This window comes from Mycobacterium sp. IDUB_28 (assembly GCF_055419285.1).
Genome location: NZ_JBVAXK010000013.1, coordinates 1 through 24,339, shown reverse-complemented (window position 1 = coordinate 24,339; position 24,339 = coordinate 1). Strand labels below are relative to the sequence as shown.

The window sequence follows — 24,339 nt, the reverse complement described above, 5'->3', positions numbered from 1 at the left end:
CCGCCCCGGCGGGCTCAACTCCCGTGCTTGTGCCGGAAATATTCCACCGTGCGCCGCACCCCGTCGGCTAACCCGACCTGCGGTCGCCAACCCAAAATCTCTGCCGCCAAACCGATGTCGAGGCAGGAGCGCTTCAGGTCACCTAGCCGCGGCGGATGGAACTCCGGGTCGTCGGGCCCGCCCACGGCGGCGGCGACCGCGGTGTGCAGTTGGCGATCGGAGGTTTCGACTCCGGTGCCCACGTTGAACCGCTGCCCGCCGCCCTGCTCGCCGGACGCCTTGACGAAGGCGTCGACGACGTCATCGACGAAGACGTAGTCGCGGGTGTTGGAGCCGTCACCGAACACCTTGGTGCTGCTGCCCTCGAGCAACGCCTGGGCGAAGATCGCGACCACGCCGGCCTCGCCGTGCGGGTCCTGGCGCGGACCGTACACGTTGGCCGGCGCGATGTGCGAACAGTCCAGGTCGTACAGGTGCCGGAAGGTGTTCAGGTAGATCTCCCCGGCCACCTTGCCCGCGGCATAGGGCGAAAAAGGATCGGTCGGCACCGTCTCGGGCGTCGGGTACTGCGGCGGGATGCCGTAAATCGACCCCCCCGAGGAGGTGTGCACGACCTTGCGTACCTGTGCGCGACGCGCCGCCTCGGCCAGCCGGATGGTGCCGATCACGTTGACCGAGGCGTCGAACTGCGGGTTGGCCACCGAGTGCCGCACGTCGATCTGGGCCGCCAGGTGGAACACCACCTCGGGGCGGTGTTCGTCGAAGATGGGCTGCAGGTCCGAGGTCACGATGTCGGCCTCGACGAACGTGTGGGCCGGTTCGTCGAGAAGATGCTCGAGGTTAGTCGCCCGGCCGGTCGCGAAGTTGTCCAGGCCCACCACCGTGTGACCGTCGGCCAGGAGACGGTCGACTAGCGTCGAGCCGATGAAACCGGCAGCCCCGGTGACCAGTGCGCGCACCGGCCCACCATACCGAGTGGCGCGGGCGGTCATCGTCGCCGCAGGTGTGCTGATCGCGGTGCAGCTGGCAATCCGCGCGGCGCTGGCGTTCAGCGGCTATTTCTACTGGGACGATCTGATTCTGATCGGCCGCGCGGGCAGCCACAGTCTGGTGTCCCCGTCGTATCTGTTCGACGACCACGACGGGCACGTGATGCCCGGTGCGTTTCTGCTGGCCGGTGCGATCATCCGGCTGGCACCGCTGGAGTGGGCCGGGGCGGCGGTCAGTCTGGTGGTGCTGCAACTGCTGGCGTCGCTGGCGTTGCTGCGGGCGCTGCGGGTGATTCTGGGCTGGCGGCCGGTGTTGTTGCTCCCGTTGACCTTCGCGCTGTTCACCCCGCTGGGAGTGCCGGGGTTCGCGTGGTGGGCGGCGGCGCTGAACTCGCTGCCGATGCTGGCGGCGCTGGCGTGGGTGTGCGGTGACGCGGTGTTGCTGGTTCGCACCGGCAGGCAGCGTTACGCGCTGACGGGTGTGTCGGTGTATCTCGGTGGCCTGCTGTTCTTCGAGAAGGCCGCGGTGATCCCGTTCGTCGCCTTCGCGGTCGTGGCCCTCGCCGGTCATGTGCGCGCGGATGCGTCGCCGCTGCGGGCCGCCTGGCGGGCCGGCATCCGGCTGTGGGTGCCGTCGCTGGCGGTGACCGCCGGCTGGGTGGTGCTGTATCTGGTCGTGGTGAATCAGCGGCGATGGAGTTCGGACGTCGCGATGACCTGGGCCCTGCTGCGCCGGTCCGTCACGCACGGCATCGTGCCCGGTCTGGCCGGCGGCCCCTGGCACTGGGCGCGTTGGGCGCCGGCCTCCCCGTGGGCCACCCCGGGGACCGTGGTGATGGCGCTCGGATGGCTCAGTGTTGCTGCGGCGCTGGCGGTTTCGCTGATCCGCAAGCAGCGGATCGGACCGGTGTGGCTGATCGCCGCCGGTTACGCCGTGGCCTGCCAGGTTCCGATCTACCTGATGCGGTCGTCGCGTTTCACCGCCCTCGAACTGGCGCAGACCTTGCGGTATTTCCCCGACCTGGTGGTGGTGCTGGCGCTACTGGCCGCGATCGCGTTCACCGCCCCCAACCGGCCGTCGGCGGCGTGGCTGGACACCTCCCGGCTCCGGACCGCTGCGACAACCGTGGTGGCGCTGCTCTTCTTGGCCAGCAGCCTGTACTCGACGTCGACGTTCGCGCAGGTATGGCGCGACAATCCGGCCGAGCCCTATCTGAAGAACGCCCGGGCCGGCCTGGCGATGGCGGACCCGACGGTGCCGTTGCTGGACCAGGAGGTGGACCCGATGGTCTTGCAGCGGGTGGCATGGCCGCAGAACCTGGCCAGCCAGCTGTTCGCTTTGCTTCGCAATCGACCTGAATTCAGTTCCGCCACCACACAATTGCGGATGTTCAACAGCAAGGGGCAACTGGTCAACGCCCGGGCGACCTGGGTGCGGACCATCAGGCCGGGGCCGGTCGCGCAGTGCGGCTACTTCGCCCAGCCGGACCGCCCGACGCGCCTGATCCTGGACGGTCCGCTGCTGCCGGCCGACTGGACTGTCGAGTTGCACTACCTGGCCAATACCGACGGCTCGATGATGCTGGCCCTGTCCGACGGGCCAGAGGTGAAGGTCCCGGTGCATCCCGGACTCAACCGCGTCTATGCCCGGTTGCCGGGTGCCGGCGATGCGATCACGGTGCGGGCCAACACCGCTGCACTCGCGCTGTGTCTGGCCTCCGGGCCGGTGGGGTTTCTGGCGCCGCTGTGAGCGCCCAGCCCGGAAACTTCGCGGCGCGTCGCCGATCTGGTGAAGTGTGGAGCCGCCTAGGAGAATCGAACTCCTGACCTATTCATTACGAGTGAATCGCTCTACCGACTGAGCTAAGGCGGCGGTGCCCTGTCGCGGGCGGGACGAGTCTACGTGGCTACCGTAGCTCCTGCCCAATCGTGGCCACCATGGCGTCGACGGCGAACTTGGGCTTGACGTTGATCGCCAGCGCCTCGCGGCATTCCAGCACGGCCTCCGCACAGCGCAGCAACCGCTCGGGGCTGGCGTGCGCGGCCAGCGAACCCACTCGCTCAGCCATGTCGGGATGGTTGGGCCGCACCGACCCGGCGCCGGCCGAGACCAGCACCGCATCCCGGAAATACGAGGCCAGGTCCATCAAGGCCCGGTCCAGAGCATCGCGTGAGGCGCGGGTGTGCCGAGACTTCTGCCGTCGCCCCAGGTCCTTGATCGCCCCGGCGGAGCCACGGATCGCGCCGGCGGCGCCTTTGCCGGTCCCGCCCGCCCCCAGCGCCGTACGCAGTTCCTCGGTCTCGGCTTCGGCGCGCTCGGCGGTCAGGGCGACGGCTTCTGCTTCGGCGGCGGCCACCAACTCCTCGGCGGCGGCGTAGGCCCCCGACCGTCGGGCGGCGTCGCGAACCAACTCCAGCGCCTGCTCGCGCCGCGTGCGGGCGTCGGGGTCGGTGGCGAGCCGCCGTGCCCGCCCCACGTGGCCGCCGCTGACCGACGCCGCCCAGTTCGCGGTCGCGGCATCGAGGCCGTCGCCTCCGATCAGCACCTGGGCGATGGCCTCGGTCGACGGGGTCACCAGCGCGACGTGCCGGCACCGGGAGCGCAGCGTGATCGCGATGTCCTCCGGATCCACCGAGGGGGCGCACAGCAGGAATACCGTGGACGGGGGCGGCTCTTCGACGACCTTGAGCAGCGCGTTGGCGGCACCCTCGGTCAACCGGTCGGCGTCTTCGATCACCACGATCTGGTGGTGCCCGGTCGTCGGGCGCCGCGACGCGATCTGCACGATCGCGCGCATCTCGTCCACACCGATCGACAGGCCTTCCGGAATCACCCGCCGCACGTCGGCGTGGGTGCCCGCCATCGTCGTCGTACAGGCTCGGCAGTCGCCGCACCCCGGATCTGCCGACGAGGTGCACTGCAGCGCCGCCGCGAAGCACAACGCGGCCACTGAGCGGCCGGAACCCGGCGGACCGGTGATCAGCCAGGCATGTGTCATAGTCCCGGCCCGCTGGCCTGCGTGACCCTGATCACCCTGGACAGTACGTCGGGCAGCCCGGGCAGCAGCCAGCAGCTCGTCCTCCACTACTTGCTGGCCTACCAGCCGCGTAAACACGCCCGTCATGATCGACAACAGTAGTGAGCACCCCCGACAGATACCGATCAGCATCCGTTTCGCGACAGTTTCGTGACCTTCGGCCATCATCTGCCCACGTCGGACGACTTGCCGAAGCAATTTTTGGTTACCGGCCTGTCCCCGCTGACCGATACGGTAGTTGCGTGACCACGGCCGCAAGCTTCCCCAGGCGAATCAGCGCATTCGCCCGCTGGGTGATACGTACGCCGTGGCCGGTGTTCTCGCTGAGCATGCTGCAGGCCGACATCATCGGCGGCCTGTTCGTGCTCGGCTTCCTGCGCTACGGCCTGCCGCCCCGCGACCGCATCCAGCTGCAGGACCTGCCGCCGGCGAACGTCACGATCTTCATCTGCTCGGTGGTGTTCCTGTTCCTCGCGGGATTCGCCTGGAACCTCAAGTTGCTGGTGCCGGTCTTCCGGTGGCAGCGCCGCGACAACCTGCTCGTCGAAGCCGACCCGTCCACTTCCGAATTGGCCCGCACCCGCGCCCTGCGGATGCCGTTCTACCGCACCCTGATCAGCGCGGGCTCCTGGGCCGTCGGCAGCGTGGTGTTCGTCATCGCGAGCTGGTCGGTGGCCCGCCACGCCGCGCCGGTGGTGATGGTCGCCAACGCCCTGGGCGCCACCGCCACCGGAATCATCGGCTACCTGCAGTCCGAGCGGGTGTTGCGGCCGGTGGCGGTCGCCGCGCTGCGCAGCGGCGTGCCGGAGAACGTCCGGGCCCCCGGCGTCATCCTGCGCCTGATGCTCACCTGGGTGCTCTCCACCGCGGTGCCGCTGCTGGCGATCATCCTGGCCGTGGTGTCGGACAAGATATCGCTGCTGCACGCGTCGGCGGAGAGCCTGTTCAATCCGATCCTGCTGCTGGCGCTGGCGGCGCTGGCCATCGGGGCCGCCAGCACGCTGCTGGTCTCGATGTCGATCGCCGACCCGTTGCGCCAGCTGCGCTGGGCTCTGTCGGAGGTGCAGCGCGGCAACTACAACGCGCACATGCAGATCTACGATGCCAGCGAACTGGGGCTGCTGCAGGCCGGGTTCAACGACATGGTCCGCGACCTGTCCGAGCGGCAGCGGCTGCGCGACCTGTTCGGTCGCTACGTGGGTGAGGACGTGGCACGCCGGGCACTCGAGCGCGGCACCGAGCTGGGCGGCCAGGAACGCGACGTCGCGGTCCTGTTCGTGGATCTGGTCGGCTCCACCCAGCTGGCCGCGACGCGACCGCCGGCCGAGGTGGTGCACCTGCTCAACGAGTTCTTCCGGGTTGTGGTCGAGACCGTCGGGCGGTACGGCGGGTTCGTCAACAAGTTCCAGGGCGACGCCGCGCTGGCGATCTTCGGTGCGCCGATCGAACACCCCGACGGCGCCGGCGCAGCGCTGGCCGCGGCGCGCGCGCTGCACGACGAGCTCATCCCGGTGCTGGGATCTGCCGAATTCGGCATCGGGGTGTCCGCCGGCCGGGCCATCGCCGGCCACATCGGCGCCCAGGCCCGCTTCGAGTACACCGTCATCGGCGACCCGGTCAACGAGGCCGCCCGTCTAACCGAACTGGCCAAGCTGGAAGAAGGCCACGTGCTGGCATCGGCGATCGCGGTGAGCGGCGCCCTGGATGCCGAGGCACTGTGCTGGGACGTGGGCGAGGTGGTCGAACTGCGCGGCCGCATCGCCCCCACGCAGTTGGCGCGTCCACTGAATCTGGCCGGGCTGGATCAGGTTTCGCCGCAAACCGAGCAGGTCGCCACGCAGGCGACCCCGTAACGGCCGGCGACTAAGTGCGCTTGGCGGCGCGCTTGGCCGGTGCCTTCTTGGCGGCCGACGTCGCCTTGCGTGCCGTCTTCTTCGCGGTCCGCTTCACCGGACCGCGGGCCCGCCGGTCGGCCAGCAATTCAGCGGCGCGCTCGTCGGTGATGGACATGACGTCGTCACCCTTGCGCAGGCTGGCGTTGGTCTCCCCGTCGGTGACATAGGGGCCGAATCGGCCGTCCTTGATCACCATCGGCTTGCCCGACGCCGGGTCGGCGCCCAGCTCGCGCAGCGGCGGGGCCGAAGCAGCTTGGCGCCCGGACCGTTTCGGCTCGGAGTAGATCTTCAGCGCCTCGTCGAGGGTGATGGTGAACATCTGGTCCTCGGTGGTCAGCGATCGAGAGTCGGTGCCGCGCTTGAGGTATGGGCCGTACCGCCCGTTCTGCGCGGTGATCTCCTCGCCGGAGGCCGGGTCCACCCCGACCACCCGCGGCAGCGACAACAACTTCAGCGCGTCCTCGAGCGTCACCGTCTGCAGGTCCATGCTGCGCAGCAGCGAACCCGTCCGCGGCTTGGGACCCGTCGGCTTCTTGCCCTTCTTGGCCGGCGCGGCGTCGCCGTCATCGTCCGGCGACTTCGGCAGGATCTCGGTCACGTAAGGCCCGTAGCGGCCGTCCTTGGCCACGATCTCGTGTCCCGTCTGCGGGTCCACACCCAGCACCCGCCCCTCCTGCGGTGTGGCGAAAAGTTCTTCTGCCACATCCAGAGTCAGCTCGTCGGGAGTCAGCGAGTCGTTCAAGTTGGCCCGTTGCGGCGTCGGTTCGCCGTCGTCACCGGTCACCGTGCGTTCCAGGTACGGACCGTTCTTGCCGACCCGGACATACACCGGACGCCCCTGCGCGTCGTCGAATACCTTGATGGAGTTGACTTCTCGGGCGTCGATGCCTTCCAGGTTGACACCGACCAGTTTCTTCAGGCCGCCGGCGCGGGCCACCGAGTCGGGCACGCCGTGTTCGCCGCCGAAGTAGAAGTTGTTGAGCCAGTTGGTGCGTCGCTCGCTGCCCGAGGCGATGGCGTCGAGTTCGTCCTCCATCGCCGCGGTGAAGTCATAGTCCACCAGACGACCGAAATGTTGTTCCAACAGCCCGATTACGGCGAACGCCACCCAGGACGGCACCAGGGCGCTGCCCTTCTTGTACACGTAACCGCGGTCCTGGATGGTCTTGATGATCGAGGAGTACGTGGACGGACGGCCGATGCCCAGCTCCTCCAGCGCCTTGACCAGCGAGGCCTCGGTGTAGCGCGCGGGCGGGTTGGTGGAGTGCCCGTCCGGGGTCAGCTCGACGGCGTCCAACCGCTGGCCCGGGGTGAGTTGCGGCAGCCGACGTTCGGCATCGTCGGCCTCGCCACCGGCCAATTCGTCGACGGTCTCCACGTATGCCTTGAGGAAGCCCGGGAACGTCAGGGTGCGCCCGGAGGCCGAGAAGATCACGTCCCGTTCTCCGGACCGGCCCTCGATGCGCAGGCTCAGCGTGGTGCCGCGCGCGTCGGCCATCTGCGATGCCACCGTGCGCTGCCAGATCAGCTCGTACAGCCGGAATTCGTCGCCGTCGAGTTCGCGGCGCACCGCATCGGGTGTGGCGAATGTCTCACCGGCCGGCCGGATTGCCTCGTGTGCCTCCTGGGCGTTCTTCACCTTGCGGGTGTACTGGCGCGGCGACGGCGACACGTATTCCTCGCCGTAGAGCTGGCGTGCCTGGTTGCGCGCGGCGCCGATAGCCGACTCCGACAGCGTCGTGGAGTCGGTCCGCATATAAGTGATGTAGCCGTTCTCGTAGAGCCGCTGCGCAATGCTCATGGTGCGCTCCGAGGAGAACCGCAATTTGCGGCCCGCCTCCTGCTGCAGCGTCGAGGTCATGAACGGGGGATACGGCCGCCGGGTGTAGGGCTTTTCCTCCACCGACGCCACGGCCAGCTGGGCGCCCTGCAGTCCGGTGGCGATCGCGGTGGCGCCCGCTTCGTCCAGGACGGTGACCTCGTCGGCCTTGCGGAGTTGGCCCAGCGAGTCGAAGTCGCGACCGGTAGCCACGCGCAGACCGTCGACGCTGGTCAGACGCGCCGCGAAGGTCGGCGGCTGCGCCTTGGGGTCCGACACGCTGGCGTCCAGCTTGGCCAGGATGTCCCAGTAGGAAGCGCTGCGGAACGCCATCCGGTCGCGTTCGCGCTGGACGATGATGCGGGTGGCCACCGATTGCACGCGGCCGGCGGAGAGTTTGGGCGCCACTTTCTTCCACAACACCGGGCTGACCTCGTAGCCGTACAGCCGGTCCAGGATGCGGCGGGTCTCCTGAGCGTCGACCAGGTCGATGTCCAGGTCGCGCGGGTTCGCAGCGGCCTCGAGAATGGCCGGCTCGGTGATCTCGTGGAAAACCATCCGTTTGACCGGGACGCGCGGCTTCAGGGTCTCCATCAGATGCCAGGCGATGGCCTCGCCCTCGCGGTCGCCATCCGTGGCCAGGTAGAGCTCATCGACGTCTTTGAGCAGGCCCTTCAGCTCGGTGACGGTGCTCTTCTTCTCCGGACTGATGATGTACAGCGGCTCGAAGTCGGCATCGACGTTGACCCCGAGACGGGCCCACGGCTCGGACTTGAACTTCGCCGGCACGTCAGCGGCGGCGCGCGGCAGGTCGCGGATATGCCCCCGCGAGGATTCGACGATGTAGTTGGATCCCAGGTAACCGGCGAGTTTGCGCGCTTTGGTGGGCGACTCGACGATCACCAATCGCCGGGTGCTCCCGTTCCTGCCGCTGCTAGCCCTCCGGTCAGCCACCTGCGCCTACGCTCCATCTCCTGTGTCGGTTCCCTGGCGGAACCGCCTTCGCGGGGAAGAATGACAGGTCGGCGCCCTGAAATTCCCGATAATCCGGTCCGTTGAGGCTCGCCGCCGTCCGTTCGCCCCCGCGGGCAACTGCCAATTTCGCACCAATAGGCGCGCCCGCGCAAACCGACCGGCTCTCCGCCGTGCCCCGGCAACCCGTCAAACGCGCGGCCACTGGCCGGCCGCCTCGGGGTCGTCAGGAGCTTCTCCGACGTTCTCTACCAGGCGCGATAGCCTGCGACGGCCACTGATCCGAAGCGCCGGGCGGGCTCCCCGGGTGCCGATCAGGGTTGGTGCGATCCCGACCCGCATCAGCGCCGACGCCAGCGGCGAATGTGTGTCCGGCGCGTGCGGATCCAGCCCGAGCAGGTAACGGTCGGCATCCGGTGCGCCGGCCGCCAGGATCCACGCCCGCAACTCCCGCGGGCCGGGCACCCAGCGCGGTGGCACGGTCTTGACCGCGCCGCGCGTCCACTCGGTGGCGATACTGCACAGCCGGGCATCCACCGCCGTCCGGACCAGCGGGTGGTCTTCGTCGGTCCGGGTGATCTCGGGGACCAATCCGGCCTCGGTGATCATGTCCGCCAGGGCGGCGGCCCGCCACGACTGCTCGACCACCACTGACAACCTGGCACCCGTGCCGACCATAACGATCTGACCGGGGGCAGCCAGCAGCCCGCACAAATCTTCGACCGCGGGCGGCACCGATTCCGCGGCGAAGAAGGAAAGCTGGCTCACGCCACAGACAGTAGGCCAGCCGGGGAGTCGGCGGCGGCTCCGCGCGCGGCGCGGCGGCACCGCGCTACGACGGCGGGGGGACGTGGGACGCAAGGCCCCGATGAAACGAAAACCCCCCGGCGGTTTCCGCGAGTGCGGGGCTGCGCCGGGGGGCTACGTCAGAATCTGCTCGGATTAAACGGAGCGGACTCCGGTGGCCTGGGGGCCCTTAGGGCTATGGCCGATCTCAAATTCGACCTTCTGGTTCTCTTCGAGGGTGCGGAAGCCCGTCCCCTGGATTTCCGTGTAGTGGACAAAGACGTCAGCGGATCCATCTTCGGGGGCGATGAAGCCGAACCCCTTCTCCGCGTTGAACCACTTCACAGTTCCCTGTGGCATTTCTCGATATTTCCTTCTCTTCTGGGTGCAGGGCACCGCTGTTCGGGTGCCCCGGGCCCGCTGCGACCGCCATACCTTCTCGGAGTCGCCGGAATTTCACCCGACAGATAACCTCGCAGGAACCGCGACCGCAACGTCGATCCTGCGAAAGTTTTACACGAACACAGAAGCTGCGACCGCACCCAGTCAACCACGTTCGTCGCGTCGGCGACAGCCTGAAGTCAGCGCAGGTCGCCCAATTTACGTCTGCGTCACCCGCGGACCCCGGGAGCGCACCACTACGACCCAGAAAGGCACGCGATGGCGAGCTTCGGCAGCGAACTGCTTGCCGCCGCCCTCGCCGGCACCGCATCCGGCGAACATCCGCTGCGTCACGTCGCCGAATTGCCACCGCGACCGGGGCGTCCCGGGGCCTGGCCGCAGTGGGCGCCGCCCGACGTGGTGCGTGCATTCACCGACCGCGGCATCCGCGCACCCTGGTCACATCAGGTGCAGGCCGCCGAACTGGCCCACGAGGGTCGTCACGTGGTGGTGAGCACTGGTACCGCGTCGGGCAAGTCGCTGGCCTACCAGCTGCCGGTGCTCAGCGCGCTGGCAACCGACCCCCGCGCGCGGGTGCTGTACCTGTCGCCGACCAAGGCGCTGGGTCATGACCAGCTGCGGGTAGCGCACGCCCTGACGGCAGCCGTGCCCGCTCTGGCCGATGTCGCACCCACCGCCTATGACGGCGACACCGCCGCCGAAGTGCGCCGCTTCGCCCGGGAGCGCTCGCGGTGGCTGTTCTCCAATCCCGACATGATCCACCTGTCGATCCTGCGCAACCACCCCCGGTGGGCGGTGCTGCTGCGCGGTCTGCGCTTCCTGATCGTCGACGAATGCCACTACTACCGCGGTGTTTTCGGCTCGAATGTGGCGATGGTGCTGCGCCGGTTGCTCCGCCTCTGCGCGCGCTATTCGTCGTATCCGACCGTGATCTTCGCCAGTGCGACCACCGACTCTCCCGGCACGACGGCCACCGAACTGATCGGTCAGCACGTCGTCGAAGTGCTCGACGACGGATCACCCCAGGGCGGCCGCACGGTGGCGTTGTGGGAGCCGGCGTTGCGCACCGACCTGCTCGGCGAGCACGGCGCCCCGGTGCGCCGGTCGGCGGGCGCCGAGGCGGCGCGGGTGATGGGCGACCTGATCGTGGAGGGAGCGCAGACGCTGACTTTCGTGCGTTCCCGCCGGGGTGCCGAGCTGACGGCGTTGGGAGCCCGGGCCCGGTTGGAGGAGGTCGCCCCGGAGCTGTCGTCGCTGGTGGCGTCCTACCGCGCCGGGTATCTGGCCGAGGACCGCAGCGCGCTGGAACAGGCCCTGGCCGACGGTCGACTGCGGGGACTGGCCACCACCAACGCTCTCGAACTCGGTGTCGACATCGCCGGTCTGGACGCGGTGGTGCTGGCCGGGTTCCCGGGCACCGTCGCGTCGTTCTGGCAGCAGGCCGGCCGGTCGGGACGGCGCGGTCAGGGCGCACTGGTGGTGCTGGTGGCCCGCGACGATCCGCTGGACACCTACCTCGTCCACCATCCGGCCGCGCTGCTGGGCAAGCCCGTCGAACGGGTCGTGATCGACCCCACCAATCCCTACATTCTGGGTCCTCAACTACTCTGTGCTGCAACGGAACTGCCACTCGAAGAAGCCGAGGTCCGGTCGATGGACGCGGTGCGGGTGGCCGACGGACTGGTCGACGACGGACTGCTGAAACGCCGGGGCGGCAGGTACTTTCCCGCACCGGGCGTCGAACCCCATGGGGCCGTGGACATCCGCGGTTCCATCGGCGGCCAGATCGTGATCGTCGAAGCCGACACCGGACGTCTGCTGGGCAGCACCGGTGTGGGACAGGCGCCGGCGTCGATCCATCCCGGAGCGGTCTACCTGCATCAGGGTGAGAGCTACGTCGTCGACTCGCTGGACCTCGAGGACGGCATCGCGTTGGTGCATGCAGAGGACCCCGGCTATGCGACGTTCGCCCGGGAGATCACCGATATCGCGGTCACCGGATACGGCGAGCGGTCCGCGTTCGGTGCGGTCACCCTCGGTCTGGTGCCGGTGACGGTGACCCACCAGGTGGTCGGATACCTACGTCGACGGATCGACGGCGAAGTGATCGACTTCGTCGAACTCAGCATGCCGCAGAGTTCGTTGCCGACGGTCTCGGTGATGTACACCGTCGAGCCGGAAGCGTTGGAGGCGAACGGGATTGACCTCAGCAGGACACCCGGTGCGCTGCACGCCGCCGAGCACGCCGCGATCGGCCTGCTACCCCTGGTAGCCAGTTGCGACCGCGGTGACATCGGCGGGCTGTCCACCGCGGTCGGTCCCGACGGGCTGCCGACGGTGTTCGTTTACGACGGCCATCCGGGCGGGGCGGGCTTCGCCGAACGCGGCTTTCACCGGGCGGCCACCTGGCTGGGTGCCACCGCCGCGGCCATCGAAGCCTGCGAATGCCCCAGCGGATGTCCGTCGTGTGTGCAGTCGCCCAAATGCGGCAACGGCAACGACCCGTTGGACAAGGCCGGCGCCGTGCTGGTGCTGCAAATGGTGCTGGCGGCGTTGGACGGTGGGGCCGCCCGGGCGGTGGGGTGAATCGGCCGCTGGGCCGCTTTGCGACACAGCCGGAAAGAATTGCTTTTCGATTCGGCGAAATGACCTTACAGTGCATTTATCCATTGCACGGTGATGGCGATCAGACACTGGCCGAGTCTGTCGACAATCGAGTCGGAGGTGTCGCATGTCTCATGTCAACGCGGCGCCCGGCACCATAGGCAGCACGGCCACCAACCTGGCCGGCATCGGTGCCACGATCAGCAGGGCCAACGCCGTGGCGGCGGCCCCGACGACGGGTCTGGTGGCCTCGGCCCGGGATCAGGTATCGGCCGCGGTTGCCGCGTTCTTCAACGGGCACGCGCAGGGATACCAGACGCTCGGCGCTCAGGCGGAGGCGTTCCACCATGACTTTGTGCAGTTGCTCCGATCCGGTGCGGGCGCGTATGCGGCCGCGGAGTCCGACAACGTCGCCGCCACCGGCAGCACCGTTGCCGAGCCTGCCGTCACCACGCAACGCGAATCCGTCGGCCGCTCCGACAACCACGCCGCCGGCCACCGTCCGGAGGTCGCCGGCAGCACGATGGAGGGCAACCGCGGATCGGGCGCGCCCCCCGGCGGTGAGTCGAGAAGTGCGGTGACCGGTCTGATCGGTGTCGGCGCAGCGGGCCGAGTCGGGGTTCCGACCGGCGAGTCGGGCGGTCGTGCCACCCGGTGGCTGTCCGGTGCCGAGGCGGGCCGCCCCAGGATCGCCGGCCCCGCGCTCAGCGCCCGAAAGTCCGACAGCTCTCCGCTGTCGTCACCCAGCGGGTTGTCCGCACGACAACTCGCCGGACCGGTCGCCGACAGACCCCGTGGCGGCGCCACTGTGGTGATCCTCAACTCCCGCGGCGGCGGCAGCGGCGGCATGGCCCATGGTTGCCGGACGAGCATGGCCAGTCGCGGTTCCGGTGGAGCCGGAGGGGTCTATTGCCCGCCTGTTCCGACACCGGAATCGAGGGCAACCAAGCGGCCCTAGGCCGAGGATCATCAAAAGGATTGCTGTGCAATCCCGGTGACTAATCCGTTGGACGGGCGACCGACCCCTCGACGGTCGACCTCCACGGATCCACTATTCGACGGTCTGCCAACACAAATCCGTCCACTCTGCTGAAACTCCAGCGCAGCAGAAACCTACCTGGCGTGAAGCCTCAATTGCAACACGACAAGCACCCATTTTACGAAGTCCATTCAGACAAACCCGTCGGACGGTATGACAAACAAGTTGGCAATAAACCGAGATATGTTGCAGGGGCGTGAAATACCTACCCGCGCACTCAACTGACCGCCGGTCATAGAACGACCGTTGCGTGACGACCGGGATGCGCCGGGGCTGCGGGACAACGGTTTTGACGTCGTCGTCAGCATGACGGGCGCAGCGCGGTACGGGTAGACCCACGCCCCGCGGGCGCACACTGTATCCGCTTTTGCTGCAACACTATTACGCAGCAAACGCAACGATGGCTCCCGGCCGGCGCCACCCCCCGGCGGTGTCCGTGGCCGATCACCGGATCAGTAAACTGCGCCTATGGGCCACGACTGGTTGCTCGTGGAGACGCTGGGAGACGAGCCCGCCGTCGTAGCGCAGGGGCGTCAACTCAAGAACCTCGTCCCGATCACATCGTTCCTGCGGCGCAGCCCGTATCTCGCGTCGATCAAGACGGCGATCGCCGAGTCGGTGCAGACCGGCCAGGCCCTCAGCAGCATCACCCCCAAGAGTGACCGCGTCATCCGCACCGAACCGGTGGTGATGTCGGACGGCCGAATTCACGGGGTGCACGTGTGGAGCGGCCCGATCGACGAGGAACCGCCCGAGCGACCAATGCCGGGGCCGCTGAAATGGGACCTCACCCGCGGCGTGGCTACCGACACTCCCGAATCACTGGCCAACAGCGGCAAGAACCCCGAGGCCGAGGTCACCTACGGCAGGGCATTCGCCGAGGATCTGCCGTCTCGCGAGCTCAACCCCAACGAAACCAAGGTCCTGGCCATGGCGATCCGGGCTGAGCCGGGTCAAACACTTTGCAGCACTTGGGATCTCACCGATTGGCAGGGCAATCCGATCAGGATCGGGTTCACCGCGCGCAGTGCGATCGAACCCGGACCTGACGGCCGTGATCATCTGGTGGCGCGGGCGATGAACTGGCGGGCAGAGCGCAAAGGTCCAGCGGTGGCCACCGACGACCTGGCGCAGCGGATCCTCAAGGGCCTCGCGCAGGCCGGTGTCCATCGCGCCCTCGTCGACCTCAAGACCTGGACCCTGCTCAAATGGCTGGACGACCCCGCTTCGTTCTACGACTGGCGCGGCAACGAGGACGACCGGCACCGCGTCCATCCGGACGACGAGGGTCTGGTGGCCGCCATGACAACGGAATTCGCCGAGGGTGCGACCAGTCGGGTGCTGCGACTGCCCGGCACCGACACCGACTGGGTGCCGGTGCATGTCACCGTCAACCGGGTCGAGATCGAGCCGGACACCTTCGCCGGGCTCCTCTCGCTGCGGTTGCCGACCGACGGCGAGATCGCCGACGCAGACTTTCCGCCGGCGTAGCCGCCGGAGCGGCAAGGTATCCGGGCCGGCTGGCTCAACCGACCGGCCCGGCCCGCGCCGAGGCCCGTGCGGTGCCGGCGTGCGCGACCGGCACCTGGACCTCGACGATCACGTCAAGACCGTCCACCCGGCATCCGGCGGTGGCAACGCCCATCGCCCGGGCCACCGCCGCGGCCCGGGCACAGGCCGCGGATGCGCCCTGCGGCACCTGTGCAGCCCCCGCCAGGGCGGCCAGGTCGGCGCCGGCCTGGGCGCGATGCCGGGCCACCACGACACAGCCCAGCCAGGCACCCGCCGCAGTCACGCAGAGCAGCGCCGCGATGATTGCAACCGCAAGCACCGTGGCGGCGCCGTCCTCACCCCGGTTCAGTCGCCGACACCGCCCGGGCCGCAATATCAAGGTGCGGCAACAGCTTTGAATGCGCGACCACGGTGGCAACCAGCAGATCGCCATCCCGGCGCACCGCGACCCGAGCCCCCGGCGGCGCGATGCTTCGGGCCACCTCGACAGCGCCCGGGTCGCCGCGCGCCGCCAACCGGGCAGCCTCGCGGGCCGCATCGACGCAGCGCACCTGCATCGACACCGCGGTGATCGCGGCCAGGCACAACACCAGAACCACCACCAGGGCCGCGATCGCCAACGCGGCCTCGACGGTGCTCGAACCGGCACTGGCGACTAGACGTTGGTGCTCAGCGCGCGACCGATGATGTGGTTCAGCGCCGACACGACCGAGTCGCCGGTGACGACGGTGTAGAGGATGGCGCCGAACGCCGCCGCCGCGATGGTGCCGATCGCATACTCGACGGTGGACATGCCGGACTCGTCCACAACCAACAGCGTCATGCGCGCCCTGAACAGACGAAATATATTGAACATCAACCATTTCCCTTCTCACAGCAGACCTGATTGCAGAACACCGCCGGCCAACCCGGCCACCACCGGGATGATGCCCAGGCACACGAAGGCCGGCAGAAAACACAGGCCCAGCGGACCGGCGATCAGTACCCCGGCCCGCTCGGCGGCCGCGCCGGCCGCATGCGCGGCATCGTGGCGGGTCTGGGCAGCCAGTTCGGCCAGACCGTCGGCAAGCGCGGCACCTGATGCCGCCGATCGCCGCGCCAACCGCAGCAGGCCATCCACCTGCGTATCCGGTACCCGGCCAGCCGGAGCCGACCAGGCGACGCCGGCGTCAGCGCCCAGCGCCAGCAGGTCGGCGGCCCGCCGCAGCACCGCAGCAAGGCGAGGCGGCGCGGATCCGGCGGTGGCGGACGCTGCCGTCGACACCGCCATGCCGGCCGTCAGGCATACCGCAAGCACGTCCAAGGTGGATGCCGCCCCCAGCGGATCCGGCCCGCCCGACGCGCGGGGCGGCGACTGCGCCGCGTGGGCAGCCAACCCGGCCCGGTGACGTGCCGCCGCAGGTCCCGCCCCGCACCACAGGGCGGCGGCCAGCAAGAGCGCGGCGCTAGTCATGACGGAGTCACCCGATCGGTGATCCGATCCGACCACCACAGCCCGGTGCAGATCAGCGTGGTACCGACAAGCAGGAACCACCCCCCGGGCGCGGAGCACAGAAACGTCAACGGCCGCGCCCCGATCAGTTGCCCGAGCGCCACGCCGAGCACCGGCAGCCCGGCCAGAATGACCGCAGTGGCGCGCGCACCGGCCAGGCCCGCACCCACCTTTGCCGAAAACCGTTGCCGCTCAGTGATATCGCGTTGCGCGGCCCGCATCAGCCCGGCGATAGCCAGGCCGTGTTCACTGGCCAGCTGCCAGCACACCGCGATGCGTTCCCAATGGGCAGGCATTGCCGACGTGTGCGCGGCCGCGCGTAGGCCGGCCGGCACGTCGGCACCCATCCTGGCCCGCGCCGCGACGCCCCGCAGCGCGACCGACACTGCGCCGCCGGTTTCCCCGGCGGCGGCCTCGAAGGCCCGCACCGGGTGGGCACCCACCCGGAGTTCGCCGACCAGGACCTCGAGGGCGGCTTCCAGCGCCGCGCCCTCTGCCATCGCACTGCGGGCGTTGCGTCGACGCCGGTACCGCACCCCCGTCGTAGCCCCGACCACAGCCAGCGCGGCGGCTACCGTCACCGGCAAAACCGCCGCAGCCAGCATGAACACGCAGCCGCACAACCAACCGACACCGCGGGCAGTGACCGCGAATCGACGGTGGCCGGCACCCTCCACCCGGAGTCGACGCCGCGGCGAGCCGGGCGCCACCAGCAACGCCATCGCCAACAGCAGAGCGGCGAGCTGCCAACCCGTCATGGCCGCGCCCCGGCCGGCAACAACGCGAGCAGATCCGCTGCGGGAGCGGCCATCCCGTGATCGGCGTGCCACGCCGGCACCGCGTGCACCCGCCCGTCCCCGGCCTGCCGTAGCGTGGCGATCTCGACCAGCCGGCGTCGTCCGGACCGGTCGCGCGAGACATGCAACAGCACCCGCACGCCTTATCTGTAATTACCTGGTCTATGGCTAGCAATATATGCGCGTTGATCTGATTATTTATCGTGAGATACATGTATCCTATGGTGGTGGGAAGTTGCACATTAATGGGCGGAGTAACAGTTGGGCGTGTTACTTGCGCAGACTGCTTTAGTGTGCGAAATTCGCCTCATGAACCTACAAAGGTGGCTGGATCGGATCGTTGCCGATCATCGGCCGTCCTGCGCGACGTTGCGCTACGACTTGGAGAGGGTGATCCCGAAGGTCGCCGCGATGTACAAGCCGTGGTTCGAGGATCCGCGGGATGTCCACGGGTTGGCGTTCTGCGCGAACGTGCGATTGTTGGTGTTGCGGGAGCGCGAGTTGCGCGGCCCGATGCCGGGCGACACGCTGCTGAGCTCGTGCGGCAGTGGGCTCTCGGTTCAGCTGTCCGATTCACGCGGGATGGATTTCCGGCTGCGGCGCTGGCCGTCGCGGGTGCTGCACGGCGAGCGGGTCCGCATGGTCATCACCCCCGGCGGCGGTCAGCATCCCATGGCGGCGACGGCGGCGGCTCCTGGGGAGCAGATGACCCTCGACGAGGGTGCGCAGACGCGGTTGTTCCCGGCGCCGACATCCACCCCGATGGGCAAGCCGGACATCGCCGCGTTGTGGTGGCCGACCAAGGACGGGTATGGCCTGGCAGAAGCGGAGTTGGCGGCGGTGATCGATATCGACAACGCTTCTCGGGTACAGATTTTGGCGTCCACACCGTTGCCACCGGTCACCGAGTCGCCGCTATTGTTGGGCCCACCCCCGGCTCCGATCGTGCCCACCGACGACTTCGGCGAATGGGCTCCACCATCGGCGGCCTCGGGTACCGACGACCCCGACCAGCCAGAACCGGCCTAGCGGGTCGTCGCAGTGGGGGGCGACGCACAACTTGTCGCGGGGTCGTTATTGAATCGGGGCTGCGATGAACACGACCGTGGATGTGTACGGGTTACGGGTCAACCAGGCCCGGGTGATCCGGGCGATGACCGTGACCGCAGTGATGGAATCGTTGGGCTGGAAGCATTCTCGGCTCAACCGGGTGGAACGTTCGGCGACGACCACATTGTCGGCCGAGGACTTTGAGCGCTTGGTGGCGGTGTTGAGGTTCCCGGCGAAGTTCTTCACCACGGTGCCGACCTCGCGCGTGCATCCCCGGGATCTGCTGTTCCGGGCGCCGCGGTCGATTACGGCGACCGAGCGGGAGTATCTGGCGCAGTTCGCGGCGTTGGCAGGTGAGTTCCTCGACGAGTTGCACACTCGGGTGAAGTTGCCGCCGGTGCGGGTACCGGTGCTCGACAGTGAGACACCGGTGGATCAGGCGGCTGCGGAGGTCCGCAAGGCGTGGGGGTTGGACCCGGATGCGCCGATCGGTTATCTGACGCATGAGATTGAACGCAACGGGGTGGCGATTGTGATGCGCCGGCTGTTGACGTCGTCGTCGCGGCGCATCCTCGGCGATGAGGATTCCACCGGCAAGCTCGATAAGCATCTGGGGTATTCGGTGCGGGTCGGTGAGTTCAACACCAGGCCGTTGATTGTGGTGCGGCAGTCGAGTTCGTGGGAGCGGACTCGGTGGACGCTGTCGCATGAGGTGGGGCATCTGGTGTTGCATGCCGCGGGATCGGTCAACGAGGAGCGGGAAGAGCAGGCCTCAGCGTTCGCTTCGGAGTTCTTGGCGCCGGCGGCGGTGCTGGCCGATGAGGTCTCGCGTGCACCGTCGTTGGCGGAGTTGTTGCCGGTCAAGGCCCGCTGGGGGATTTCACTGGGGGCGTTGCTCAAGCATCTGCATACCTCGAAGCTGTTGAGCGACGAGCGGTTTGAGGCATTGCGGCGCCAGCTTTACACCCGCACGAACACCGAGACCGACACCACGTGGGGCCGGGTCGAGCCGGGCTGGAAAGACCGCGAGGTGGAGCGTCCGCGGCTGCTCAGTAAGTGGTTGGAGATGGCGTTCTCGGCGACGTCGCCGGTGATGTTGGCCCCGTACGGCCTGATCTGGCCGCAGGACATGTTGGAGGACTTCGCCGTTGGTCAGCGCACCGGGCCGCCGGCCAACACTGCGCGGGTGGTCGAGGAGCCGGCATCGGTGGTGGCGATGACCGGCACGCACTCCAATGTGGTGAGGTTTCCGGTGGGCCGGCGGCGGCGGGGCTGAAGGTCTGTCTGGGTCGGGGACTGACTAGTGGCGCGAGTTCAGCGGGTGAGTTTCAGCGACGGCGAGCCCGACACCCACACCGTGGTCGGTGCCGACCATCTGCCGATCCCTGCGGCCGCGCAGTATCTGCGGTTCCTGCGCGATGGCGGCGGTTCGCCGAACACGGTGCGGGCGTATGCGGCGGGGATCGCCGAGTGGTTCACCGTCCTCGAGCACACCGGGCATGCCTGGGATGACTTTCCCACCAGACTGTTCGGGCAGTTCCTGCGGTATCTGCGCACCGGGGATCTGCCCGGCGCAGCCAGGATCGGACCACCGGCCCAGAAGCTGGCGGCGTCATCACTGCAGCCGCGGGCGGCGGCGGTGTTGTCGATGTATCGATATCACGCCGACGCACACGGCGCCGATCTGCCCTACCAGCGGTTGTTCACCTCCCGCGGCTCGGCGCGGCGCTACCGCCGCTACGTGGGGTTCCTCGACGGGGTCGGACCGCAGCGTCAGGGGGATCGCCCGATCTATGGCCTGCGCAGCCCCGGCCGCAGCGCCACCCCGGTTCTCACGCCTGAGCAGGTCAACGCGATTCTGGATGGCTGCTCGGTCCAGACCGGCGACGGCGGGTGGTCGGGTGGGCCGGCCGCGGTGCGTAACCGCTTGTATTTCGCGGTGCTCGCGGAGACGGGGATGCGTCCCGGTGAGGCGTTATGTCTGCGCCATCACGACTTTCACATCGGCGCCGGCGGGACCCCGTTCCTCGATGTCGTCGACCGCCAGGACCATCCGCACGGGGTGCGGGCCAAGACCGGGACGCGGCGGCTCTATATCGGTGATGATCTGGAAGCGCTGTATTCGGAGTATGTGTGGCAGCTCGTCGCGATGGCTGCCGACGTGACGGTCCCCGATCTGAGCACCCATTTTGTGTTCGTCAATCTTGCTCGGGGAGAGCAGTTCTCACCGATGCGGATGGAGACGATCTATGAGAAGGTCCGCGGCATCAAAGGTGCTCACCCGCAGTTGCCGCCGGAGTGGACTCCGCACTGGATGAGACACACCCACGCCACCGCCCTGTTGCTGGCCGGGGTGCCCGCGCACGTGGTGATGCGCCGCCTCGGGCACGCCGACGTCCAGACCACCCTGTCGACCTACGGGTGGGTCACCGAGGACGCCGAGATGCGCAGCCTGGCGCACTGGCGCAACTATGTGGCCGGCTGGAAAGGGCTCACCGATGCCCAGCCGTGACGACCCCACACCTGTTGCCCGCCAATCCAGTCCGTCGTGGCAGGCGCAGTGGTCGGCCGTGCCCGAGGCCTGGCGGCGCCCGGTCTATCAGATCGACGCCGCACCCGCCGATACCGTGTTCCTGCGTAACCGGTACTACCTGCGTGAACACCGCGGCCGCGCCGAGCACGACTTCACCCCCGCCGCGGTGCCGCCACGGTTCGCCGACGAGATCGCCTGGTGGGTGTGGTGTTGTCACCACGAAGGCCTGCGCAAGATCGAACCGTCGCTGCTGCGCTGGGCCGGCCAGGCGTTGAGCGCCGCGGCCACCGAATACCGCGGCCAACGCCGCCGCCCACCGGCCAGCATCACCGACCTGGAGTCCGCCGCGATCGTGCGGGCGGCGATGCTGGTCTTCGAGAAACGCAACGCCCGGCTGCCCTCTGCCGGTGCCCGACGCAACATCACTCACTTGGTGGAGCATCTGCACCTGTATCTGTCGGTGCGCTGCACCGACACCGCCTGGTGGGCGCACGACATCTGGGACCTGCAGGCCGATCCCCGCATTCCGCAACGCGAACACGAGCCCCGACACGACCTGACCCTGAACCTTGCCGCGATCACCCCGGCCTGGCTGCGCGAAGGGGTCCGGTTCTGGCTACGGACCTGTCTAGACGCCGAGCTGCTGCGGTGGTCTTCAGCGGTGGAACGCTGCCGCGACACCGCGCGACACCTCGGACCGTTTCTGGCCGCCCGCGGCGCCACCGACCCCGTACTCACCGAGGATCCCGCCCAGCTGCGGCTGATGTTCACCGAATTCACCGAATACCTCAAATCACCTGCCGCAGGGGCCAAGCCGGACAAACCCCTGTCCCAGGCCGCCATTGACGCTACCCAGTCTCAGACCCAGGTGTTCTACACGTTCATGGTCGACCACGGCCCCGAGGCGGCCGCGGCCACCGGCGAACCGCGCTGGGCGCAACTGAGTGCGGCACACACACGGTTGTGGGGCCCAGCTTTCCGCACCCGCCGCGCCCACCGGCCCCGCGAGCTGACCTGGTACTCCACCGCCGAACTGCAACGCATGCTGGCCTACCTCGACGTGCTGGCCGCCGACCGCACCGCCCTGGTCGGGCTGACCCATCCCGATGGCAGCGTCTCGCTGGTCAAAGGCCTCGGTGATCCCCAGGCCGCCCGGATCTGGCTGCTGCAGGCCCTCACCGGGCGGCGGGCCTCTGAAATCCTGATGCTCGACCACCAGCCGCTGCAACCCATCCCGGGAACGTCGCCCGACGTCGACAACGCTGACCCTGATGCATTCGTCGCCAAGCTGCGTTACCAGCAGACCAAAGTCGACGGGGTGGAGCCGACCATCCTGGTCGAGCAAGCGGTGGTCAACGTCATTGCCGAACAACACCGCTGGCTGAAGGCGAGGTTTCCGCACCTGACACCCAAGTACTTGTTCATCGGCACCAAAAGCAACCTCAACGGCCAGCGGCCCCGCCCATACGCCACCTATTCCCAGTCGCTGGTCAAACTCGACGACCTGCACGGCCTGACCGATGCGGCGGGAAATCCGTTACGGTTCAGTCAAACCCACCGGCTGCGCCACACCCGGGCCACCGAGCTGCTCAACGACGGGGTCCCCATCCATGTCGTGCAGCGCTATCTGGGGCACAAGAGCCCGGAGATGACGATGCGCTATGCCGCGACCCTGTCCGCCACCGCGGAAGCAGAGTTTCTCAAGCACAAGAAGATCGGCGCCCACGGCGTCGAGATCGCGATCAGCCCCGCTGACATCCTGGATATGACTCAACTGTCGGCCCGCACCGACCGGGTGCTGCCCAACGGAGTGTGTCTCCTGCCGCCGTTGAAATCGTGCGACAGGGGGAACGCGTGTTTGAGTTGTGGGCATTTCGCAACTGATGTCACCCACCGGGCCGAGTTGGCTGATCAGCATGCCAGAACCTTGGCGCTGATCGAGCTGCGCCGTGATCAATACCGCACCCGCACCGGCCGGGAACTGACCGACGACAACGTCTGGATCGCCGCCCGGCTGCGCGAGCTACACTCCCTGGAAGCCATCCTGGACCGGCTGGCCGCCGAACAGTCCGACACCGCGGCCTGGATCAGCGGCGCCGGCACCCACAAGCGGCTGCCGTTGACGCCGATCGCCACCCGCGGCGCCCACGACTCGGCCCTGCACAAAGCCGACCCGCGGCAACGCCCGTGACCGCCACACAAGCATCGCTGAACGCTCTGGCCGCCCACACCCAGAAAAGACGGGACTCCGTCGACACCCGAGCCCGCAAAGCACTGCAAAGCCTGCGCCGCGAGAAGGCCGACATCACCATCAGCAGCGTCGCCCGCCGCGCCGGAGTGACCCGCAAAAGCATCCACAACCGTCCCGAGCTGCTGGCCCAGATCGAGGCGCACCGCACGCTGAGGGCGGTCGGCGAGGGCCCGCCGCCCGCACCGGAGCCGGGCGAGTCCAGCATCGTCGCCGCACTGCGCAACCGACTGACCGCCAAAGACACCCACATCGCGCGACTGCGCACCCAACTGCGTGAACGCGACCAGATCATCGCGGTCCTGCAAGGCGAACTGGAACGACGGGACTCGGCCACCTAAGCGGGCAATTGGACGCGCCGCTCAGCGGTCGACTGGCCCGAAGGCGTGGCGCAGCAGCAGTCCGGTGCCCCGGTCGATGCGCTCACGTGCTTGGCCGGCCGAGAGCCGGTGGCCACTGAACGCGGTGAGGTTGGCCAGCCACACATCGGTGATCAGTCCGGCGAGGTCGTGGTGGCGCTCGGTGACGGTGTTGCCGCCCAGGGCGCGGGCGAAAAGCTGGTGCAGGATGTCGGCGGCTTGGGTGACGGTGGGCGCTGCGGTGGCATCAGCGACCACCAGGGCGCGGGTGGTGGCTTCGGTCAGTTTCGGGTCGAGCTGCCATTCGGCGTGCAGTCGTGAGGTCAGGGCGGCGACCCGCCGGGCAGGCGTGATGTCGTGGTGGTGCCACGCGCACTCGGCGGCCAGTCGGTCGAATTCGCGACGCAACACCGCGACCAGCAGGTGCGGTTTGGACGGGAAATACCGGTACAGCGTCCCCACACCAATGCCGGCGACATCAGCCACCGCACGCATCTGTACCGCGCTATAGCCCCCGCGGGTCGCCGCATGCAGGGTCGCATCCAGGATCGCACTCGCGTGGGGTGCGTCAGCGGCAGGCTGCGCCGCGGTCATGACATCTCGGCGCCGGATCCGCGAGCCCGCCCCGGGCAACCCGCTCTCGACGGTGATCGTGTTCCACCGGCCCGACAGTCACCCATACCGACCCCCCGCTACGAGCAGTATCCCTACGCTACCGTTCGTACCAGGTGGCGTCCGTAATCCGGTGTAAATGGTCCTTCGGAGCTTCTGGCTTCGGTGGGTGATGTTACGCCGTTGCGCTGA

22 protein-coding genes and 1 tRNA gene are annotated in these 24,339 nt (G+C 68.4%); 10 read left to right on the top strand and 13 right to left on the bottom strand.

Features of this window, described 5'->3' with window-relative positions; all coding sequences use genetic code 11:
• Positions 1-14: 14 nt before the first annotated feature.
• Entirely contained in the window at positions 15-959 is a 945-nt protein-coding gene (locus ACZYZ9_RS22725; protein WP_463828528.1) for an NAD-dependent epimerase/dehydratase family protein, read from the bottom strand.
• Here ACZYZ9_RS22725 and ACZYZ9_RS22720 point away from each other — a divergent pair.
• Positions 925-2,739, top strand: a complete 1,815-nt coding sequence (locus tag ACZYZ9_RS22720; RefSeq protein WP_463828527.1) for a hypothetical protein — start codon at positions 925-927, stop codon at positions 2,737-2,739. The two genes, ACZYZ9_RS22725 and ACZYZ9_RS22720, sit on opposite strands and share 35 nt — an antisense overlap.
• A 47-nt stretch (positions 2,740-2,786) precedes the next feature.
• On the opposite strand, the gene ACZYZ9_RS22715 is transcribed toward ACZYZ9_RS22720, so the two are convergent.
• Together ACZYZ9_RS22715 and ACZYZ9_RS22710 are read right to left on the bottom strand one after the other, a co-directional pair.
• Positions 2,787-2,862, bottom strand: a tRNA-Thr gene (locus ACZYZ9_RS22715).
• Between the two features lie 34 nt (positions 2,863-2,896).
• A complete protein-coding gene (locus ACZYZ9_RS22710; protein ID WP_463828526.1) occupies positions 2,897-4,114 on the bottom strand; it encodes a DNA polymerase III subunit delta' in 1,218 nt (405 codons plus the stop codon).
• Between the two features lie 110 nt (positions 4,115-4,224).
• Here ACZYZ9_RS22710 and ACZYZ9_RS22705 point away from each other — a divergent pair, with 110 nt between their 5' ends.
• Positions 4,225-5,880: an adenylate/guanylate cyclase domain-containing protein gene (locus ACZYZ9_RS22705; protein ID WP_463828646.1), complete on the top strand. Its 1,656-nt coding sequence runs from the start codon at positions 4,225-4,227 to the stop codon at positions 5,878-5,880.
• A 10-nt stretch (positions 5,881-5,890) separates the two neighbouring features.
• Here ACZYZ9_RS22705 and topA read toward each other — a convergent pair whose 3' ends face one another.
• From topA to cspA, 3 genes are all read right to left on the bottom strand, one after another.
• Complete coding sequence (gene topA, locus ACZYZ9_RS22700; protein ID WP_463828525.1) at positions 5,891-8,695, bottom strand: type I DNA topoisomerase; 2,805 nt, start codon at positions 8,693-8,695, stop codon at positions 5,891-5,893.
• Between the two features lie 207 nt (positions 8,696-8,902).
• Positions 8,903-9,481, bottom strand: coding sequence for a hypothetical protein (locus ACZYZ9_RS22695; RefSeq protein ID WP_463828524.1), 579 nt, complete (start codon positions 9,479-9,481; stop codon positions 8,903-8,905).
• 174 nt (positions 9,482-9,655) lie between these two features.
• Positions 9,656-9,859, bottom strand: a complete 204-nt coding sequence (gene cspA / locus ACZYZ9_RS22690; RefSeq protein ID WP_036363014.1) for a cold shock protein CspA — start codon at positions 9,857-9,859, stop codon at positions 9,656-9,658.
• Between the two features lie 300 nt (positions 9,860-10,159).
• On the opposite strand from cspA, the gene ACZYZ9_RS22685 reads away from it, so the two are divergent.
• The 3 genes from ACZYZ9_RS22685 (at position 10,160) to ACZYZ9_RS22675 (ending at position 15,035) form a co-directional block, all read left to right on the top strand.
• Positions 10,160-12,487 (top strand): DEAD/DEAH box helicase, encoded by a 2,328-nt coding sequence (locus tag ACZYZ9_RS22685; RefSeq protein ID WP_463828523.1) that lies wholly within the window; start codon positions 10,160-10,162, stop codon positions 12,485-12,487.
• A 145-nt stretch (positions 12,488-12,632) separates the two neighbouring features.
• The gene (locus ACZYZ9_RS22680) at positions 12,633-13,463 is read left to right on the top strand and encodes a PE family protein (protein WP_463828522.1); all 831 of its coding nucleotides are present in this window, start codon (positions 12,633-12,635) and stop codon (positions 13,461-13,463) included.
• 549 nt (positions 13,464-14,012) lie between these two features.
• Positions 14,013-15,035, top strand: coding sequence for a PAS domain-containing protein (locus tag ACZYZ9_RS22675; RefSeq protein ID WP_463828521.1), 1,023 nt, complete (start codon positions 14,013-14,015; stop codon positions 15,033-15,035).
• 34 nt (positions 15,036-15,069) lie between these two features.
• Here the strand turns inward: ACZYZ9_RS22675 and ACZYZ9_RS22670 are convergent, their stop codons facing one another.
• Genes ACZYZ9_RS22670 through ACZYZ9_RS22645 form a run of 6 tightly spaced genes read right to left on the bottom strand, consistent with a single transcriptional unit; the run spans position 15,070 to position 17,485 of the window.
• Positions 15,070-15,375: an Rv3654c family TadE-like protein gene (locus ACZYZ9_RS22670; RefSeq protein ID WP_463828520.1), complete on the bottom strand. Its 306-nt coding sequence runs from the start codon at positions 15,373-15,375 to the stop codon at positions 15,070-15,072.
• 16 nt (positions 15,376-15,391) lie between these two features.
• The gene (locus tag ACZYZ9_RS22665; RefSeq protein ID WP_463828519.1) at positions 15,392-15,676 is read right to left on the bottom strand and encodes a TadE family type IV pilus minor pilin; all 285 of its coding nucleotides are present in this window, start codon (positions 15,674-15,676) and stop codon (positions 15,392-15,394) included.
• A 35-nt stretch (positions 15,677-15,711) separates the two neighbouring features.
• Complete coding sequence (locus ACZYZ9_RS22660) at positions 15,712-15,912, bottom strand: DUF4244 domain-containing protein (protein ID WP_463828518.1); 201 nt, start codon at positions 15,910-15,912, stop codon at positions 15,712-15,714.
• 15 nt (positions 15,913-15,927) lie between these two features.
• Positions 15,928-16,509, bottom strand: a complete 582-nt coding sequence (locus ACZYZ9_RS22655) for a type II secretion system F family protein (RefSeq protein ID WP_463828517.1) — start codon at positions 16,507-16,509, stop codon at positions 15,928-15,930.
• Positions 16,506-17,306 (bottom strand): type II secretion system F family protein, encoded by an 801-nt coding sequence (locus ACZYZ9_RS22650; protein ID WP_463828516.1) that lies wholly within the window; start codon positions 17,304-17,306, stop codon positions 16,506-16,508. The genes ACZYZ9_RS22655 and ACZYZ9_RS22650 overlap by 4 nt, the downstream gene beginning before the upstream one ends.
• Entirely contained in the window at positions 17,303-17,485 is a 183-nt protein-coding gene (locus tag ACZYZ9_RS22645) for a hypothetical protein (RefSeq protein WP_463828515.1), read from the bottom strand. The genes ACZYZ9_RS22650 and ACZYZ9_RS22645 overlap by 4 nt, the downstream gene beginning before the upstream one ends.
• A 169-nt stretch (positions 17,486-17,654) precedes the next feature.
• On the opposite strand from ACZYZ9_RS22645, the gene ACZYZ9_RS22640 reads away from it, so the two are divergent.
• From ACZYZ9_RS22640 to ACZYZ9_RS22620, 5 genes are all read left to right on the top strand, one after another.
• Positions 17,655-18,374: a hypothetical protein gene (locus tag ACZYZ9_RS22640; protein ID WP_065035919.1), complete on the top strand. Its 720-nt coding sequence runs from the start codon at positions 17,655-17,657 to the stop codon at positions 18,372-18,374.
• Positions 18,375-18,438: 64 nt separating this feature from the next.
• Positions 18,439-19,671 (top strand): ImmA/IrrE family metallo-endopeptidase, encoded by a 1,233-nt coding sequence (locus ACZYZ9_RS22635; protein WP_065035918.1) that lies wholly within the window; start codon positions 18,439-18,441, stop codon positions 19,669-19,671.
• Between the two features lie 27 nt (positions 19,672-19,698).
• Positions 19,699-20,907, top strand: coding sequence for a tyrosine-type recombinase/integrase (locus tag ACZYZ9_RS22630; protein WP_065035917.1), 1,209 nt, complete (start codon positions 19,699-19,701; stop codon positions 20,905-20,907).
• Positions 20,894-23,119: a tyrosine-type recombinase/integrase gene (locus ACZYZ9_RS22625; RefSeq protein ID WP_065035916.1), complete on the top strand. Its 2,226-nt coding sequence runs from the start codon at positions 20,894-20,896 to the stop codon at positions 23,117-23,119. Before ACZYZ9_RS22630 ends, ACZYZ9_RS22625 begins: the two co-directional genes overlap by 14 nt.
• Complete coding sequence (locus ACZYZ9_RS22620) at positions 23,116-23,517, top strand: hypothetical protein (RefSeq protein ID WP_065035915.1); 402 nt, start codon at positions 23,116-23,118, stop codon at positions 23,515-23,517. The genes ACZYZ9_RS22625 and ACZYZ9_RS22620 overlap by 4 nt, the downstream gene beginning before the upstream one ends.
• Positions 23,518-23,538: 21 nt before the next feature.
• Here the strand turns inward: ACZYZ9_RS22620 and ACZYZ9_RS22615 are convergent, their stop codons facing one another.
• The gene (locus ACZYZ9_RS22615) at positions 23,539-24,129 is read right to left on the bottom strand and encodes a TetR family transcriptional regulator (RefSeq protein ID WP_065035914.1); all 591 of its coding nucleotides are present in this window, start codon (positions 24,127-24,129) and stop codon (positions 23,539-23,541) included.
• Between the last annotated feature and the right edge of the window lie 210 nt (positions 24,130-24,339).

Coding starts and splice junctions, on each gene's coding strand:
- ACZYZ9_RS22720 (WP_463828527.1), top strand. CDS start 925: ATGAAACCGGCAGCCCCGGTGACCAGTGCGCGCACCGGCCCACCATAC.
- ACZYZ9_RS22710 (WP_463828526.1), bottom strand. CDS start 4,114: ATGACGGGCGTGTTTACGCGGCTGGTAGGCCAGCAAGTAGTGGAGGAC.
- cspA (WP_036363014.1), bottom strand. CDS start 9,859: ATGCCACAGGGAACTGTGAAGTGGTTCAACGCGGAGAAGGGGTTCGGC.
- ACZYZ9_RS22685 (WP_463828523.1), top strand. CDS start 10,160: ATGGCGAGCTTCGGCAGCGAACTGCTTGCCGCCGCCCTCGCCGGCACC.
- ACZYZ9_RS22680 (WP_463828522.1), top strand. CDS start 12,633: ATGTCTCATGTCAACGCGGCGCCCGGCACCATAGGCAGCACGGCCACC.
- ACZYZ9_RS22675 (WP_463828521.1), top strand. CDS start 14,013: ATGGGCCACGACTGGTTGCTCGTGGAGACGCTGGGAGACGAGCCCGCC.
- ACZYZ9_RS22660 (WP_463828518.1), bottom strand. CDS start 15,912: ATGTTCAATATATTTCGTCTGTTCAGGGCGCGCATGACGCTGTTGGTT.
- ACZYZ9_RS22655 (WP_463828517.1), bottom strand. CDS start 16,509: ATGACTAGCGCCGCGCTCTTGCTGGCCGCCGCCCTGTGGTGCGGGGCG.
- ACZYZ9_RS22650 (WP_463828516.1), bottom strand. CDS start 17,306: ATGACGGGTTGGCAGCTCGCCGCTCTGCTGTTGGCGATGGCGTTGCTG.
- ACZYZ9_RS22640 (WP_065035919.1), top strand. CDS start 17,655: ATGAACCTACAAAGGTGGCTGGATCGGATCGTTGCCGATCATCGGCCG.
- ACZYZ9_RS22635 (WP_065035918.1), top strand. CDS start 18,439: ATGAACACGACCGTGGATGTGTACGGGTTACGGGTCAACCAGGCCCGG.
- ACZYZ9_RS22625 (WP_065035916.1), top strand. CDS start 20,894: ATGCCCAGCCGTGACGACCCCACACCTGTTGCCCGCCAATCCAGTCCG.
- ACZYZ9_RS22615 (WP_065035914.1), bottom strand. CDS start 24,129: ATGACCGCGGCGCAGCCTGCCGCTGACGCACCCCACGCGAGTGCGATC.